This window comes from Shinella sp. M27 (genome assembly GCF_049199905.1).
In the GTDB taxonomy this organism is placed as follows: domain Bacteria; phylum Pseudomonadota; class Alphaproteobacteria; order Rhizobiales; family Rhizobiaceae; genus Shinella.
In genome coordinates, this window is record NZ_JBLZPK010000008.1 from 10681 (window position 1) to 25951 (window position 15271).

14 protein-coding genes are annotated in these 15271 nt (G+C 62.9%); 3 read left to right on the plus strand and 11 right to left on the minus strand.

The annotated features are described in order from the left end of the window. The 3 genes from ACOZK4_RS02280 to ACOZK4_RS02290 all read right to left on the minus strand — a co-directional run. Positions 1–1408, minus strand: a 1408-nt coding sequence (locus ACOZK4_RS02280) for a GumC family protein (RefSeq protein WP_421590186.1), incomplete at its 3' end; no start/stop codon positions are given. A gap of 207 nt (positions 1409–1615) precedes the next feature. Beyond that, positions 1616–2716 carry a glycoside hydrolase family 5 protein gene (locus tag ACOZK4_RS02285; RefSeq protein ID WP_421590187.1) on the minus strand — a complete coding sequence of 367 codons (1101 nt, stop codon included), beginning with the start codon at positions 2714–2716 and terminating at the stop codon, positions 1616–1618. Next, on the minus strand, positions 2716–3969 hold the full coding sequence (locus tag ACOZK4_RS02290; RefSeq protein WP_421590188.1) for a hypothetical protein: 1254 nt from the start codon (positions 3967–3969) through the stop codon (positions 2716–2718). Before ACOZK4_RS02290 ends, ACOZK4_RS02285 begins: the two co-directional genes overlap by 1 nt. 276 nt (positions 3970–4245) lie before the next feature. Here ACOZK4_RS02290 and ACOZK4_RS02295 point away from each other — a divergent pair, with 276 nt between their 5' ends. Then, positions 4246–7494 carry a putative Ig domain-containing protein gene (locus ACOZK4_RS02295; protein WP_421590190.1) on the plus strand — a complete coding sequence of 1083 codons (3249 nt, stop codon included), beginning with the start codon at positions 4246–4248 and terminating at the stop codon, positions 7492–7494. Here ACOZK4_RS02295 and ACOZK4_RS02300 read toward each other — a convergent pair. From ACOZK4_RS02300 to ACOZK4_RS02310, 3 genes are read right to left on the minus strand one after another with little or no spacing between them, the layout of a single operon-like run. Continuing rightward, entirely contained in the window at positions 7491–8045 is a 555-nt protein-coding gene (locus ACOZK4_RS02300) for a dual specificity protein phosphatase family protein (RefSeq protein WP_421590191.1), read from the minus strand. The genes ACOZK4_RS02295 and ACOZK4_RS02300 overlap by 4 nt on opposite strands. A 59-nt stretch (positions 8046–8104) precedes the next feature. Continuing rightward, positions 8105–8785, minus strand: a complete 681-nt coding sequence (locus ACOZK4_RS02305; RefSeq protein ID WP_421590192.1) for a GNAT family N-acetyltransferase — start codon at positions 8783–8785, stop codon at positions 8105–8107. Then, positions 8782–9276 (minus strand): MarR family winged helix-turn-helix transcriptional regulator, encoded by a 495-nt coding sequence (locus tag ACOZK4_RS02310; protein ID WP_421590194.1) that lies wholly within the window; start codon positions 9274–9276, stop codon positions 8782–8784. The genes ACOZK4_RS02305 and ACOZK4_RS02310 overlap by 4 nt, the downstream gene beginning before the upstream one ends. Before the next feature lie 129 nt (positions 9277–9405). On the opposite strand from ACOZK4_RS02310, the gene arsC reads away from it, so the two are divergent. Next, entirely contained in the window at positions 9406–9828 is a 423-nt protein-coding gene (gene arsC / locus ACOZK4_RS02315) for an arsenate reductase (glutaredoxin) (RefSeq protein ID WP_421590196.1), read from the plus strand. A gap of 6 nt (positions 9829–9834) precedes the next feature. Here the strand turns inward: arsC and ACOZK4_RS02320 are convergent, their stop codons facing one another. After that, positions 9835–10995 carry a hypothetical protein gene (locus ACOZK4_RS02320; protein ID WP_421590198.1) on the minus strand — a complete coding sequence of 387 codons (1161 nt, stop codon included), beginning with the start codon at positions 10993–10995 and terminating at the stop codon, positions 9835–9837. Positions 10996–11279: 284 nt separating this feature from the next. Here ACOZK4_RS02320 and ACOZK4_RS02325 point away from each other — a divergent pair, with 284 nt between their 5' ends. Next, entirely contained in the window at positions 11280–12296 is a 1017-nt protein-coding gene (locus tag ACOZK4_RS02325) for a LacI family DNA-binding transcriptional regulator (RefSeq protein ID WP_421590200.1), read from the plus strand. Between the two features lie 2 nt (positions 12297–12298). Here ACOZK4_RS02325 and ACOZK4_RS02330 read toward each other — a convergent pair whose 3' ends face one another. The 4 genes from ACOZK4_RS02330 to ACOZK4_RS02345 form a co-directional block, all read right to left on the minus strand. After that, positions 12299–13342: a Gfo/Idh/MocA family protein gene (locus tag ACOZK4_RS02330; RefSeq protein WP_421590202.1), complete on the minus strand. Its 1044-nt coding sequence runs from the start codon at positions 13340–13342 to the stop codon at positions 12299–12301. Positions 13343–13349: 7 nt separating this feature from the next. Beyond that, positions 13350–14135, minus strand: a complete 786-nt coding sequence (locus ACOZK4_RS02335) for a ThuA domain-containing protein (RefSeq protein ID WP_421590204.1) — start codon at positions 14133–14135, stop codon at positions 13350–13352. A gap of 110 nt (positions 14136–14245) precedes the next feature. Further along, positions 14246–14587, minus strand: coding sequence for a DMT family transporter (locus tag ACOZK4_RS02340; protein ID WP_421590206.1), 342 nt, complete (start codon positions 14585–14587; stop codon positions 14246–14248). 38 nt (positions 14588–14625) lie between these two features. Next, positions 14626–15186, minus strand: a complete 561-nt coding sequence (locus ACOZK4_RS02345; RefSeq protein ID WP_421590208.1) for a TetR/AcrR family transcriptional regulator — start codon at positions 15184–15186, stop codon at positions 14626–14628. Positions 15187–15271 lie beyond the last annotated feature (85 nt).

Consider the following 15271-nt stretch of genomic DNA (forward strand, 5'->3'; position numbering starts at 1 on the left):
CGAGGCCGGCGACCAGCAGCATGCTGCGGCCGGGACCATCGGCCTTTTGCGGCATGGAGGCTTCCGAGAGAACACGGATATTGCTGCGGGCGAGGTTCTTTTCCTCGCTCGTCTCGCGCACACGCTTCAGCACGGCTTCGTAGATCTCGCGGGCAGCCGTCGCGCGGCGCTGGAGATCGTTGAGGCCGACCTGGCGCTGCTGCGTGTTGTTCTGCAGCGATTTCTGGATCGACAGTTCCTTGGCGACCTGCTGCTCGGATTGCTGGGCCTGGGCGAGATCGGAGCGGGCGCGCGCGAGATTGCGCTGCAGCTCGGCCTGGATCTCCGCCTGGAGCCCTTTCAGCGAGGCCTTGGCGGCCAGCAATTGCGGGTGACGGGCGCCGAGCGCGCTTTCAAGGCTGCCGACCGTTGCGGCCTGCTGGGCATATTGCCGGCGCAGGTCGGTCAGGGCGGACGACGCCTGATCCTGCTGGCCATTGGCCGAAATCGCGTCTTCAAGCTTGAAGTTCACGGCCGCATCCACCCGCGACTTGGCCTCGATCGACGCCTTCTGTGCGGTGGTCAAAAGTTCGTTGAGCTGCACCAGCCGCTTGTCGGCGATCAGGTTGCCGTCGGCGGTGACCATGCCATTGCTGGCCTTGTAGGTTTCGACCGCCTCTTCCGCCTGCTGCACCTCTTCGCTGAGCTCGCGCAGACGGCTGTCGAGGGCGGAATTCGTGCGCTGATAGATCGAGGAAAAGGCCTGGTTCTCTTCTTCGAGGAAGGCATCGACGAGCGCGTTGGCGATATCGGCGGAAACCCCGCCGTCAGCGGTCGTCACGGAGAGCGTCACGACATAGGAACTGGATTCCAGCTCCACCGCCGCAGCACGCTGCAACGCCGCGACGATCGCCGTCTTGCGCGATGCCGGATCGCCGGAAACGCCGGAGAACATCGGGCTGTCCAGAAGCTTCAGCTTGTCGACCACCTGCCCGATCGCCTTCGGCGAGGTCAGGATCTTCGACTGGCTGTTGATCATCGACACGATGACGTCGGGGGACGCGCTGCTCTGGGCATTCGTATCGCTGAGCTCGATCTGGCGCGGGTCGAAATAGAGGCTGGTCTGCGCGGTGTATTTCCGCGGCATCGTCGGGACCAGAACGCCACAAACCACCGCAAAAAGCGCCATAAGGGCCAGGATCAACAGGCGATGGCTCCAGGCGGCACGCAGGATCGTGCCAGCATCGAGCAGCGCGACGCGGGTGTCAGGGTCTGGCGCCGCTGCGACATTCTCGTGCTCTTCGACCACCGTTTCCCGCACGATCTGCGGCGGCACATCCTTCTCAGCGGATGGAAGCGGCGTTTCGAGGCCCCCTGCCCGCCGCGGCACGGCATCATGAATACCGCGCGCAAGAGAACCGTCACTCACGAAACCACGCCGCGCGGTCGTATGAATTGACAGCACGGGACTGCCCCGGCGTCTGCCCGGAAGCCCTTTCAGGTCGTCGTTTTTTCCAGCTCGGCTCATCAAAAATCCAGTCGATTCGTCGGCGGGGCCGAGTCGCGATCCGGTCTGGAATCTATTGCCTTATAGTTAACGAGACGTAACTCAAGGGGACTTCCGACCGTTCAGCCGTCAGGCCGGCGGCAGGGTCGAGCAGGCTTTTGCATCCGGTTGTTTGCCCGGTGTCAGCGGCAAAGCGGAAAGCTGCTTGCGCTCGCCCTTCGCCGTCGGCTGCACATTGTTGATCTCCTCCGGTGACCACCAATCTCCCGCCGCCCAATAGCTGAAGCCGAGCCAGGCATCGGCATTGTCGTCAAGCGTTCTGGTCATCGCCTTGAGGCCGGCCAGACAGGCTGCATCCTGCGAGCCGCCGAACTCGCCGAGAAACCCCTTTTTGCCGGTTTCGCGCAGCCAGGCCGTGACGTCGACCAGGGCGGCATTTGCCGCTTCCGCCGCCACACAGCCGGCAGCGGTGCCCGAGGAGTCGGCATCCAGATACTGATGAAACTCGTAGGCGTAATTGTCGATCGGATCCTTCACACCGCGCATGATCTCCGCATTCGAACCGCCGGGACTTTCCACCCGCCAGCTATGCGCGCCGCTCCAACGTGTACCCGGCACGAGAACGAGGTTGCGTGCACCGACGCTGCGGATGCCGGCGATAGCGTCGTTTGCCATGCCGAGCCATTCGGAGGCGGGAATATCGTAGGGTTCGTTCATCAGGCCGAAGAGTACGTCGGGCTCGTTGGCGAATTCCGCGGCAAGGCGGATCCAGAGGTCGGCAAAAGCGAAGGCCGGCACGTCGGGCGTGCCAAGCCGGGCCTTGTCGTAATAGCCGAAGGCGTGCGGATCGAGCAGCACGGTCATCCCATGGTCGCGCAGCCCCTGCACGGCCGCCTTCAGCCGGTCGACCTCGGCCGCGCTCAGCGGGCTGTTCAGCGTCGGCTGGAGCCGGTCCCAGGAAAAGGGAAGCCGCACGATATTCATGCCCTTGCCGGCAAAATAGGCGACGGTCTTTTCCGAGGGGTAGATGAAGTTCTTGCCTTCGACGCCGTCGCGGTCACCATATTCGGCGCCCGAGAGGTTGATGCCCTTGAAGCACACGCCGGCCGCCGCCGCAGGCTGCGCTGCAACGGCAGCGGCAAAAAGCAGGCCCGCAAACGCATGGCGGTACAGCGCCTTGGGCCCGCCGATTTTCACAGAGAAACGTTGGTGCGGGTTCTGGCAAGACATCACGACAGGCTTTTCCGTGGCAGGGCAGCGGTGCTGGCGGGTACCACCGTGGGCATCATACGCGGCGCCGTCTGTTGACGGGCATAGCCCACCAGCAGCCACATCAATCCGGCGATCTTGGCGGTGAAGACCGGCGTCGCACCGATCATCAGATTGAAGAACAGGAAGATAGGCAAAGCCTGTGCCAGCCGGCGTTGCGCGGGCGTGTCGCCCGCCGGATACAGCGATACAAACAGCCAGAAAGCAATCATCGCGAAGATCGTGCCGCCATAGATGATATAGACATAGCCGCTGTCGGCATAATACGCGGCCTTTGTGGCATAGAAGCCAAGGAAGCCGAAAACATCCATCTCGGAGACGTGGCGCATGGTCACCACGATGCGACCGTTCAGATTGTCGCCCGTCGCGTTGGGATTGAGCAGGAAGATCGCGGTGCCGGCCAGCAGGATCAGCGGCATGGTCACAAGGCTCACCAGCTTCGGCACGCGCGGGAAGACAAAATATCCGCCTACGCAGACGGCGGCAAAGGTCAGCATGGTGCGCGAGGCCGTCGTGAGCAGGATCAGCACGATGCAGGCGACAAGCCACAGTTTCATCCCGCGCTTCATCTCGTCCCAGAAGAACAGCGTGTACATCATCATCACGCCGCCGAAGTTCGATAGCGATACTTGCTCCAGAAACAGCGAGGAGGCGCGGTGACCGATCAGGCCGAAGCTGAGCCGTCCCTTGAAACCGAGCGCATTGCCGAACAGACCGGTCTTGTCCCATTCCGGCGGCTCGAGCCCGCGCGTTGTCAGGAAGTAATAGCCGGGCTTGAAGAGATCGGCATAGAGCGTCAGCGAGAAAATCTCGCACAGCAGCACCGCCATGACAGCCGCCAGCGACAGCAGGAAGGCGGCCTTCACTGTCGCCCGGTTCGACCAGGTGCCGAGCGTAGCGAAACAAAAGATGATCAGGATATTGCGAAAATAGTCGACGAAAACCATGCGGTTGATGGCTGACATATAGATCGCCATCACCAGCGTGAAGACGGTGAAGAGAAGAACGCCGATGTCCTCCTCGTAAAGCCCTTTGCGCAGGATATAGAGAAGGCCGGCAAAGAGGATGAGGATTTCCGTCAGCGCCACATGGGCAAAACCGAGCGGCATCACGTGCGCGTTGATCAACGCGAGCACGCCATTGTAGAGCACGGAAGAAACCGCGACGGCGATTATAATAAAATCGCGCGTCTCCAAGGGTCTGTTGTCTGTCACTGCACCCGATGCCGACGAATCGCTATGCACGCACGATAACAGAGCCGCGCATCGCAAAAAAGCGATGCCGGCTGCGAAGTCAGACTGCAATCCAAAACAACCGATACGTTTATGTTCATCGCCATAAGATTGCACGCCCCTGTACAAGGTGGTAGGAGTGCTCTGTCGCCGCACGGGGAAGGCGCGGACTGCACCAGAACGGAATGACACGCACCCGGCGACTTCGTTGCCGGGATTGGATGCTTGCGGCGTGATCTTGCCTTTGGGGGACAGGATATGGCAGTCGCAGGCACTGACGAAATCCGCGTCAACAGCTATGTCGACGGTGAGCAGGTCGGTTCGCGCACCGCGGTGCTGGCGGATGGCGGCTGGGTTGTGACCTGGACTTCCGAAGGCCAGGACGGATCGGAGCTCGGCGTCTATCAGCAGGCCTTTTCCCCCGACGGACAGCCGGCCGGCACCGAAACCCAGGTCAATTCGACGATAGATAACAGGCAATTCGGGCAGAAGATCGCGCCGCTGGATGGCGGCGGCTGGGTTGTGGTGTGGCAATCTTATGGGCAGGACGGCTCCGGCAACGGCATCTACCAGCAGGTTTTTGACGCGGCGGGCAATGCGGCAGGCCCGGAAACCCGGATCAACGGGACGGTAGTCAACAGCCAGATTTCGCCTGAGATTGCCGCCCTTCCCGGCGGCGGCTGGGTCGTCACCTGGCAGTCCTACGGGCAGGATGGCGCCGGTTGGGGTATCTACCAGCAGGCCTATGGCGCCGACCATCAGCCGATCGACGCCGAGACGCGGGTCAATGTCGAGCATCGCGGCGATCAATCCGGCGCCCGTATTGCCGCTCTCGAGGACGGCAGCTGGGTGGTGATCTGGCAATCGGAAAGCCAGAACCTGGCTGGTTGGGAGATCTACCAACGGCTTTTTGCCGCCGACGGCACCGTCACATCCGAAACGCGTGTCCATCTCGCGAATGCCGGAGACCAGACGGATGCGCAGATCATGCCGCTTCCGGATGGCGGATGGGTTGTCGCATGGCAATCGCCCGGCGCTTCCGGCCTTGACGTTTTCCAGCGGGTCTTCAATTCCGATGGGACGGCCCGCACCCAGGATATCCGCGTCAACAGCCACGAGGCCGGCGACCAGACCCTGCCGCAGATCACCGCGCTTGCCAACGGCCGATGGGTTGTCACCTGGCAATCCGCGGGTCAGGACGAGGAGTTCGGCACCGGCATCTACCAGCAGGTCTTCGACATCGGGGGTAATGCGGTCGGCGCGGAGAGGCAGGTCAACACCTATACACCTTCCGATCAGGCAGCACCGCAGATCACCACGCTTTCGGGCGGCGGATGGGTCGTCACCTGGACATCCTTCCAGCAGGACGGCGATGGCGGAGGCGTCTATCAGCAGGCCTTCAACGCTGATGGCGAGGCCATCGGCGGCGAAATCCGCGTCAACATTTATATGGCCGGAAGCCAGCTCTTGCCCGAAATAAGAGCGCTTGCAAACGACGCCTGGGTCGTCGTCTGGGAATCCGGGGACCAGGATGGCTCCAACAAGGGTGTCTACCAACGCATCTTCTGGATCAACGATGCGCCGACGGCAAAGGCAATTCCACAGCAGACTGCGACAGAGGAGCAAGCCTTCAGCTTCACGCTTGCGGCAGATACGTTCAAGGATCCGGATACGTTCGACACCTTCATCCGCAGCGCCAAACTGACGAGCGGAGCATCGCTTCCCGCCTGGCTGCATTTCGATCCGGCGACGGGAAAATTTTCCGGAACGCCTGGCAATGACGATGTCGGCACCCTGCTCATCCGCGTGACGGCGACCGATACGAGCGGCGCAACCGGGTCGACGGTTCTCAAGCTCCTCGTGCAGAACGTGAACGACGACCCGCAGGTCGCGGCTGCTATACCCGTGAAGACCGCGACCGAGGACAAGGCGTTTTCCTACACCATTCCCTCGGGCACCTTCATCGATCCCGACAAATCCGACGTGCTCACCTATAGCGCGAAGCTCGCAAACGGCAGTGCCCTGCCCGGCTGGCTCACCTTCAATGCCACGACACGCACCTTTTCCGGCACGCCCGACAACGACGCCGTCGGTACCCTCAACATCCGCATGGTCGCCACGGACTTGAGCGGGCGGACGGCGCAAACCACTTTTACGCTCACCGTCGCCAATGTGAACGACGCCCCTCAGGTCGCCACCACCATTCCGGCACGGGTTGCGACCGAGGACAAGGCCTTTTCCTACACCATTCCCTCGGGCACCTTCATCGATCCCGACAAATCCGACGTGCTCACCTATAGTGCCAAGCTCGCAAACGGCAGCGCCCTGCCCGGCTGGCTCAAATTCAACGCCGCCACCCGCACCTTCTCCGGCACGCCCGACAACGGCGCCGTGGGCACTCTGATCATCCGCATGGTCGCCACGGACTTGAGCGGAAGCACGGCGCAAGCCACCTTCACGCTCACCGTCGCCAATGTGAACGACGGGCCAACCCTACCCGCAACCATCGCTGCAACCACCTTCGAAAATGCGCCGCTGACCCTCGATGTCTTGTCGCGCGCGCATGATGACGATGGCGACGTGCTCAAAGTCACCGCCGCATCCGTCCGCTCCGGTTTCGGCAGCGTATCCATCACCAAGGACGGCCGGTTGCTGTATGATCCGACGCTTGCCGCCAACCAGAATATCGGCACCGGCGAGGCCAAGGCCGTCGTCATCCGCTATACGGTTTCCGATGGAAAGGGCGGCACAGCGACGGGCGATATCACCCTGACGGTCAAAGGCATTTCGCCCGACATCTTCAAGGGCGGTGCGGGAAACGACATGCTGCGCGGCAGCAAGGACGGCGACATTCTCTATGGCTATGCCGGCCATGATACGCTCGATGGCGGCGCGGGCGCCGATCGACTCTATGGCGCGACCGGCAACGACACCTACATCATCGACAATCTGAAGGACCTGACGGTTGAAAACGCCAATGAAGGCATCGACCTCATCAAGGCCTCCGTCAGCTGGACCCTTGCCGCGAACACCGAGAACCTGACGCTGATGGGTACGGCCCGCATCAACGGGACGGGCAACACGCTCGCAAACAAGCTTCTCGGCAATGCGGGCAACAACGTGCTCGACGGGCGCGCCGGCGACGACACGCTGACGGGCGGCCGAGGTGCCGATTCCCTCTATGGCGGAGCGGGCAAGGATGTCTTCGTGTTCCTCACCACAGCAGATTCCACCGTCGCGGCGAGCGGGCGCGACACGATTTTCGACTTTACCAAGGGCGACAGGATCGACCTGCGCTCCCTCGATGCGAACCTGAAGATCGCCGCCGATCAGGCTTTCGTCTTCATCGGCACGGAGAAATTTCACAAGGAAGCAGGCGAGCTGCGTTACGACAAGGCGCTCTCCGGCACCTATATTTACGGCGATACGAATGGCGACGGCCTTGCCGACTTCGCCATCCATCTCGACGACCCCATCATCCTGACGAAGGGTGATTTTCTGCTCTAGCTGCCGGCCGTTTCAAGCGCCTCCCAGCTTTCGTCCATGGCATAAGTCGGCGACAGGAACGGGATGCCGATATGACCGTAGCGCACGGAAAGCTGCCGCTCGGCCGTCTCCTCGTCCACCTTGGCAATCTTGGCGAGATAGATGACGGAGGCAAGGCCCGTGCGGTCGGCACCCGACCGGCAATGAATGAGGATCGGCCGCGGCGCATCCTGCAGGATCGCCACGAGCCGCGCCGCACCGTTCGCGTCCAAACGCTGGTCGGCGACCATCGGGAAATCGACGAGCCCGATGCCCAGGCGTTTTGCCGTTGCCGCCTCCTCGTCGTACCAGGCCTCCTTTTCGTGCCGGCCGCGCAGGTTGATGATCGTGCGGATGCCGTAGCGTCCGGCATAGCCTGCGATGTCGGCGGCCGTCGGCTGGTTCGAGCGATAGACCTCGCCCGGCACAACGGGGGCGAAATTGCCCGTCACTTGAATGCCTACGAGATAGCTGCCGGCCACCGCGGCGCCGATGCCGAGGACGAGCGCCGCCTTTTTGAGAAAACCGTTCATCTGCGATCCTGCCATTGTTGGCGGCAAAATCGATGATGCGGCTGACAGGGCGCTGAACGTCAGTCAGGCCGGCGTAGCGCCGCCACATGCATGGACCGGCGCAGCGAAAAGCCGATCGTCTCGTAAAGACCGATGGCGGCCGTATTGCTGGCAAAGGCATGCAGGTAGGGCTGTGCGCCGGCCTCCACGATCTTAGCGGCGACATGAAGCGACAGGCGCCGCGCATAGCCCTTGCCGCGATGGTCGGGATGCGTGCAGACGCCGCTGAGCTCGGTGTAGCCAGGCTGCTTCATGCGCTCGCCGGCCATGGCGACGATGCGTCCACCTTCGCGCACGCCCCAGAAACGGCCGAGCGCCTGTGATTTCAGCGAGAAGGGGCCGGGCTTGGTCAATGTGGCGAGCGCCATCATCTCCTCGGCATCCTCAGCGCCGAGCGCAACGATGGCCTCGTCCGGCGCAATGACCGGGACATCCTGTGCGATCATCTGCACGGCCTCCGTCGCGACCAGCGTTTCGAAGCCGGCGGGCGGCAGGACAGGATGAGCCTGGAGAAAATAGAGCGTTTCACCGGGCCGCACGAGGGACGCGAAATCGGCTGCGGCCTGCGGCGTGTCCTCCGCCGTTCCCGCAAGCGACAGGAACCCCGGCGCATAGCGGCGAGCAAGGCCGTCGCCTTCGGCAAGCGGTGCATGGACGGTTGAAAGCGCGCTCCAGATCGGTCGGTCGAGCAAGGTGTTCATGGGCGGTTTCCCTCCTTGTCGCGGGCGCGGCGGTGCAGCGGCTTTTCTTGCAATGCATCCTCCATCTGATCGAGCCGGTCGAGAAGGCTGCCATCGAGGGCGTCGCAGACCTCGCGCACCGCTGCCTCGATCGCCGGCCAGATTTCCCGTTTCGAGCGGGTGATCAGCGCCGCCCCTTCCGGTGTCAGCGAGAGACGGCGAATGCGCTGGTCGCCCTTTTCTTTCCGTGCGGTGAGGTAGCCGGCCTCCGCCAGCAGGCCCGCCGCACGGGTGACGCCCGGCTGGGTGACGCCGAGCGCCTCCGCGAGATCGCCGATGGACAGCGGCCCCAGCCGATCGATGGCCGCGAGCAACGGGTACTGCCCGGCCTGCAGGTCTACGTCCATATGTTCCATGATACGCTGGGTATCCGCCTGCACCTGCTCGCCGATGCGCTTGAGACGGCTGCCGAGGCAGAGATAGCCAAGCGCCCTTACAATATCGTCCGTCATAACTTCATTCCCATTTATATAACAAGTTATATTACTGCTTATGCGACTCGTCAAGACGTACCCTGCTTGACGATTGCCGCACGACGCCTATGCCTTCCCACACAAGTGCTTGAGAAAGGGCCGGCGACCATGGACGCAACGATCTATCACAATCCGAAATGCGGCACCTCGCGCAACACGCTGGCGCTCATCCGCAATGCCGGCCTGGAGCCGAAGGTCATCGACTATCTCGCGACCCCGCCATCCAAGACGGAGCTGTCGGCAATAATCGCAGCGGCAGGACTGACCGTCCGCGCGGCGCTGCGCGAGAAAGACACGCCCTATGCATCGCTCGGCCTTGCCGACCCTGCCCTCTCCGACGATGCCCTGCTTGACCACATGATCGCCCAACCGATCCTCATCAACCGGCCCTTCGTCGTGACGCCGCTGGGTACACGGCTCTGCCGGCCGTCCGAAAAGGTGCTGGACATCCTTCCGGACACACACAAAGGCCCCTTCGCGAAAGAAGACGGCGAGAAGGTCATTGGCGAAGACGGTAAGCGTCTGGTCTAAGACTGCTCACACCTCGGCGGGCAGCCTGTTGACGGCAAGCCCGAACGCCCTGCGCAGCCGGGCCTCGCTTTGCCGCGCGAAATCCTGTGCCATGCGCCGCCCCCGCTGCGCATCGCGCGGCGGCAACGGGCCGGCGAGGCGCAAGGCGACACCCTCCGCCGTCGCGGCGACATGCGGGATGTTTTCGATGACCGCGAGGCGGTGCGCCAACGATCCCTCCCGCACGACGACGGGAATGCCGAGCTGCGCCGCCCGCCCCAAAACCCCGGTGGCGTGATCGCCTGACGGCGGATAGAGGCACCAGACCGCATCGCTCGCCGCATAGGCGCCGAGTAGCTCGGCATCCGAGAGGGCCCTATCGACCACCACCCCGCCCGCCGCGCGGAACGCGTCGGCGCAATGGGCCAGTCCCCGTTCCACCCGGCCGCAAGCGATGAAGCGGAAACGGTCGCGCAGCGCCGCACAACATCCATAACTTTCACTGAAAAGCGCAAACCCCTTGCGCGCGCTTTGCCGGCCAAGGGACGTCAGGACCAGACGGTCACCCGGCTGCCGTTCGCGCCGCAGGTGGTCCACCGCCTCACGCTCTTCATCCGTAAGATCCCAGAGTTCGATATCGTAAATCCAGTCCTTTGCAACGAAAGCGGCCGCCGGAAGCACCGTGAAGGGAAGGATCGTCAGCGTCTGAACCGCATCCAGCCGCTTGAGCCCGTGCAGCAGTCTGCGCTTGATCCGGCAGCGCCAGCGCTTTGACGCGACAAGCGGCAGGGGACGCAAAAGCAATCCCGCCGTCCGCCTGCCAACGACCGCACGCAACAGGCAGAGGACGACATAGGAAAGGAAAGCCTCCTCGATCATCAGGAAAAGCACGGGGCCGCGCGACAGAAGGATCTCACCCAGACCAGCCCGCCGGGTACCGAACAACCGATCCAATGTGCGAAGATAGGCGGGCCGGCGGCCGGCTGGCGCGGCGCCGTAAACCCGTAGCGGTTCAGGCCGCTGCGCCGGCCGAGCCGTCCACGCCCAACGGAACCAGCTGTTTGCCGGCTTCCGTCCGTCTTCCGCCGCCAGATCCGTTCGCACAGACGGACCTGCTGCGACCGGCCCATTTGTGCCTGCCCGCATGGGTCTTCCCCCGAAGATGACTGCAAAGCGTTCCGTGCTCATCTGCCCGGAAAGACGTTTCTTGCCGCAGGCGCAATTGCGCCCGCGCGTTCTCAAATCCGCATGCGCGTCGGGTCGAAAACCGCCCGGAAACACAACCTAATCGTTAATAATATTAACCTTAGCGTGCTTATTTGAGAATACAAGCGGGGGCATGCAACCTCGCGTCACGTTTTGAAAACGCGATGGACATCCGCAGATAGATTTTTGAGCCACCCCACCCCATCGCTTGCCGCTCCAGCGCCGAGGGTTCATAAAGGCCGGGAACCGACCACCAAGGACGAAGGATGAACCTCAAGGAATTTGCCGCTCGCATCGGCCTGTCCCAGACGACGGTAAGCCGTGCAATGAGCGGATATCCGGAGGTGAAACCCGAGACGCGCACCCGTGTGCTGGACGCCGCCGAACGGCTGGGCTACCGGCCGAATAACAGCGCGCAGCGATTGGCAACCGGCCGGGCCGGCGCGATCGGTATCGTTTTTCAGGGCGGCGGGCGGTTCGGGCCGCATTCCAGCGAATTCATGGGCGGCCTTTCGACACGGCTTCAGAAAGACGGCATCGATATTCTCGTCTCGACCGTCGAGACGGACGAGGACGAGGCCGCCGCCTATCGAAGGCTCGCGGCCAGCAAGCGCGTGGATGCGGTGATCGTGCATACGCCCGCCTGCACGGATGCCCGCATCGCGCTTCTGCAAACACTCGGCCTGCCCTTCGTGGTGCACGGGCGCAGCGAGGCCAAAAAACCCTTCGCCTTTCTCGACATCGACAATTTCGGCGCCATCGAAACGGCGACCCGCCACCTTGCCGATCTCGGCCACCGCCGCATTGCTCTGATCAACGGCGACACCGTCAGCACCTATGCGCGCGACCGGAGCAACGGTTTTCACGCGGCACTTGCCGCTCGCGGCCTGCCGTTCGATCCCGATCTGACAGGCCATGGCGAATTCACCGACGAGACCGGTTTCCGTCTGATGCAGGCCTTCCTCACCCTGCCCGCCCCGCCCACCGCGGTCATCGCGGGCTCGATGATGTCGGCGCTCGGCGCGATGCGGGCGATCCGTATTGCGGGACTGACCGTCGGGCACGACGTCTCGCTCATCGCCCATGACGATGTGTTCCCCTATCTGAGCCCTGACAATCTCGTGCCCGGTGTCACCACGACGCAATCGCCGATCCGCGCGGCGGGCGAGCGGATCGGCGACATGGTCTTGCAGCTGTTGCGGGGGAAAGCGGTCGAGACCTTGCAGGAGGTATGGCCCGTCGAGTTCATCATCCGCGGCTCGACAGGTCCGGCGCCGGGCTGATCTCAGACCTTCATTTCCCGGCGCTCCTTCTCGGTCTCGATGGCGAGATCGAGGATTTTTTGCAGTTCCGCGGCATGGCGGAAGCCGGGCTCGACCTGTTCGCCGGCCGAAACCGCCGCCGCGAAACGCTGGTAGTTCGTCGGCACCGTGCCGGCATCGAGGTCTCGCCATATGGCCTTCTCGACATCCTCGCCCAGGCAACCGCGCAACTGCGAACCCTCGGTCGAATGGATGACCTCCAGCGCGCCCTTGTCGCCATGCATGCGCAGGCGAAGCTCGTTGAGATGGCCGGTCGCCCAGCGGCTGGAATGGATGACGCCGAGCGCGCCATTGGCGAAATCGACGGTCATGGTGAAGCTGTCATTGGCATCGAGATCATATTCGCCGATGCGATTGTCTGGCGCCTTGTCGAAAGCCTTCATCCGGGCGAAGACGTGCTCCACATCGCTGCCGGCGCCGTAGCTGGCAAAGTCGAGAATATGGATGCCGACATCGCCGAGCACGCCGTTCGAGCCATGCCGGGTGGAGAGCCGCCAGAGCCATTGGCTCTCCGTCGCCCAGTTGCCCCAGGCCTTGGAAACGAGCCAGCTTTGCAGATAAGACGCCTCGACATGCCGCACGCGACCGATTTCGCCCGCCAGCACCATTTCGCGTGCCTTCTGCAAGGGCGCGACGTTGCGGTAGGTGAGGTTCACCATGGTGACGAGGCTGGAGGCTTCCGCTGCCCGTGCCATCTCGTCGGCCTTGGCGTAATTTTCCGCCAGCGGCTTTTCGCACATGACATGTTTTCCCGCCGCCAGCAGCGCCAGCGTCGTCGGGTGGTGCGCGCGGTCGGGCGTCACATTGGTCGCCGCGTCGAAATCGCCCCAGGCGATCGCCTCTTCCAGCGAGGTGAAGACGTTGGGAATGCCGTGTGTCTCGGCGAAGGCTTTCGCCCGCGACGGATCGACATCGACCGCGCCGACCAGTTCGACGCCGTCGATTGCGGCAAAATGCTGGGCATGGCTGTTGGCCATGCCGCCGGTTCCAAGAACGAGAAGACGCATGAAAACCTCAGCGATACCCGGCTTCGCCGGCCTGGTGGAGTCTCGGGCCGCGCTCGACGATGGGCTCCAGCGCCGCTTCGACGGGTACGTTCGGTGCGTCGTGGATTGCCGTATAGGTGCCCCGCGGGTTGAAGGCCCATTTCACGCCGTTGACCAGGACCTTCTGCACATTGGCATCGTGGTAGGTCGGATAGGTCTCGTGGCCAGGACGGAAGTAGAAGATATTGCCGGCGCCGCGGCGCCAGGTCAGGCCCGAACGGAACACCTCGCCACCGGCAAACCACGAGATGAACACTGTCTCCAGCGGCTCGGGAACGGAAAACTGCTCGCCGTACATTTCCTCGTTTTCGAGAACGAAATTGTCGCCGAGGCCTTCGGTAATCGGGTGGCGCGGATTGATGTTCCACAGACGCTCGCGCTCGCCGGCCTCCCGCCATTTCAGCGCGCAGGGCGTGCCCATCAGCCGCTTGAAAATCTTCGAGAAATGGCCGGAATGCAGGACGAGAAGGCCCATGCCCTCCCAGACGCGCTTTGCGACACGCTCGACCACCGCGTCGTCGACGGCGCCGTGATCCTTGTGGCCCCACCAGATGAGCACGTCCGTCTCGGCAAGGCGCGCCTCCGTCAGGCCGTGTTCCGGTTCCTGCAAGGTCGCGGTCGTCGCCGAAATTGCGGGGTCCGTGTTCAGCGCGTCGGCGATCGTGTTGTGCATGCCGTTCGGATAGATCGAGCGGACGATCTCGTTCGTCTGCTCGTGGATGTTCTCACCCCATACGATGGTGCGGATTGCCATGGGTCTTCACCTCTCGAAGCCGTAAAATTGAAAGCGGTTTCAATTCGACGGAATCGATAAGGCCCGGCCCCGCTTTTGGCAAGCGGGGTCCGCTTCGATTTCAGCCTCTTTCAATGAAAAGTCGACTTGGAGAAAAGGTTCAGCACCAGCACGCCCGATATGATCAAGCCGAGGCCGGCAATGGCGGCGAAATCGAGCTTCTGGCCGAAGGCGAAGTAGCCGACGACCGAGATCAGCACGATGCCGAGGCCGCTCCAGATCGCATAGGCGATGCCGACAGGCACATAGCGCAGGCTCCACGACAGGAAGAAGAAGGCGATGGCATAGCAGACGACCATCATCGTGGTCGGCACGATGCGCGTGAAATGCTGTGCGGCCTGCATGGCGGAGGTGCCGAGCACTTCGAAGACGATGGCAACGACGAGGACGGCATAGACGGTGGTGAGGTTCATGGGTCTGTCTCCGGCGCGGCGGCGCCCAAAAAATCCGGTCAGAGGCGTGAGATCGCCAGTAGCTTGTCCATCATCGCGGCGCGCGTTGCGGCATCCATGCTCGGCGAGCCGAGCAGATCGGCAAGCCAGAGACCATCCACCGCATAGCGCACAAGCATCGTATCGAGCGCCGAGTCCGTGCCGACATTTTCCTGGAGGTGGCGGTCCACCCATTGTCGCCAGCGTTCGCGCAGATGCGGCTCGGAAATCAGCGCGATCGTCAGCACCTGCCACTTCTCGCCATCCGCCATGCCCTCGGGCTGGAAGAACACCGCGATATAGGCGCGGGTGAAGCGGCCCTTCGGCTCGGGATCGTCGCGCATCTTCTCCGCCAACGCCTGGTCGAGCTTGTCGGTGAGATCGGCGAAGAGGCCATCGAGCAACGACAGCTTGTTGGGAAAGTGATGCAGCAGCCCGCCCTTGCTGACCCCTGCGGCCTGCGAGACCGCGTCGAGCGTTACGCTCCCCGGCCCCTTCTCGAGCGACAGTTTCGCCGCGACCTCCAGCAATTGCTGGCGGACGGCTTCGGGGTGTTTCTTGCGGTGATGTGCCTGGCTCATTCATAAAACATACCGTCTGGACGGTTTCTTGTCAATGAGCGGAAATACCGGCCTTTGACACGCTTCGTCGCACCGGGCTGGCGCG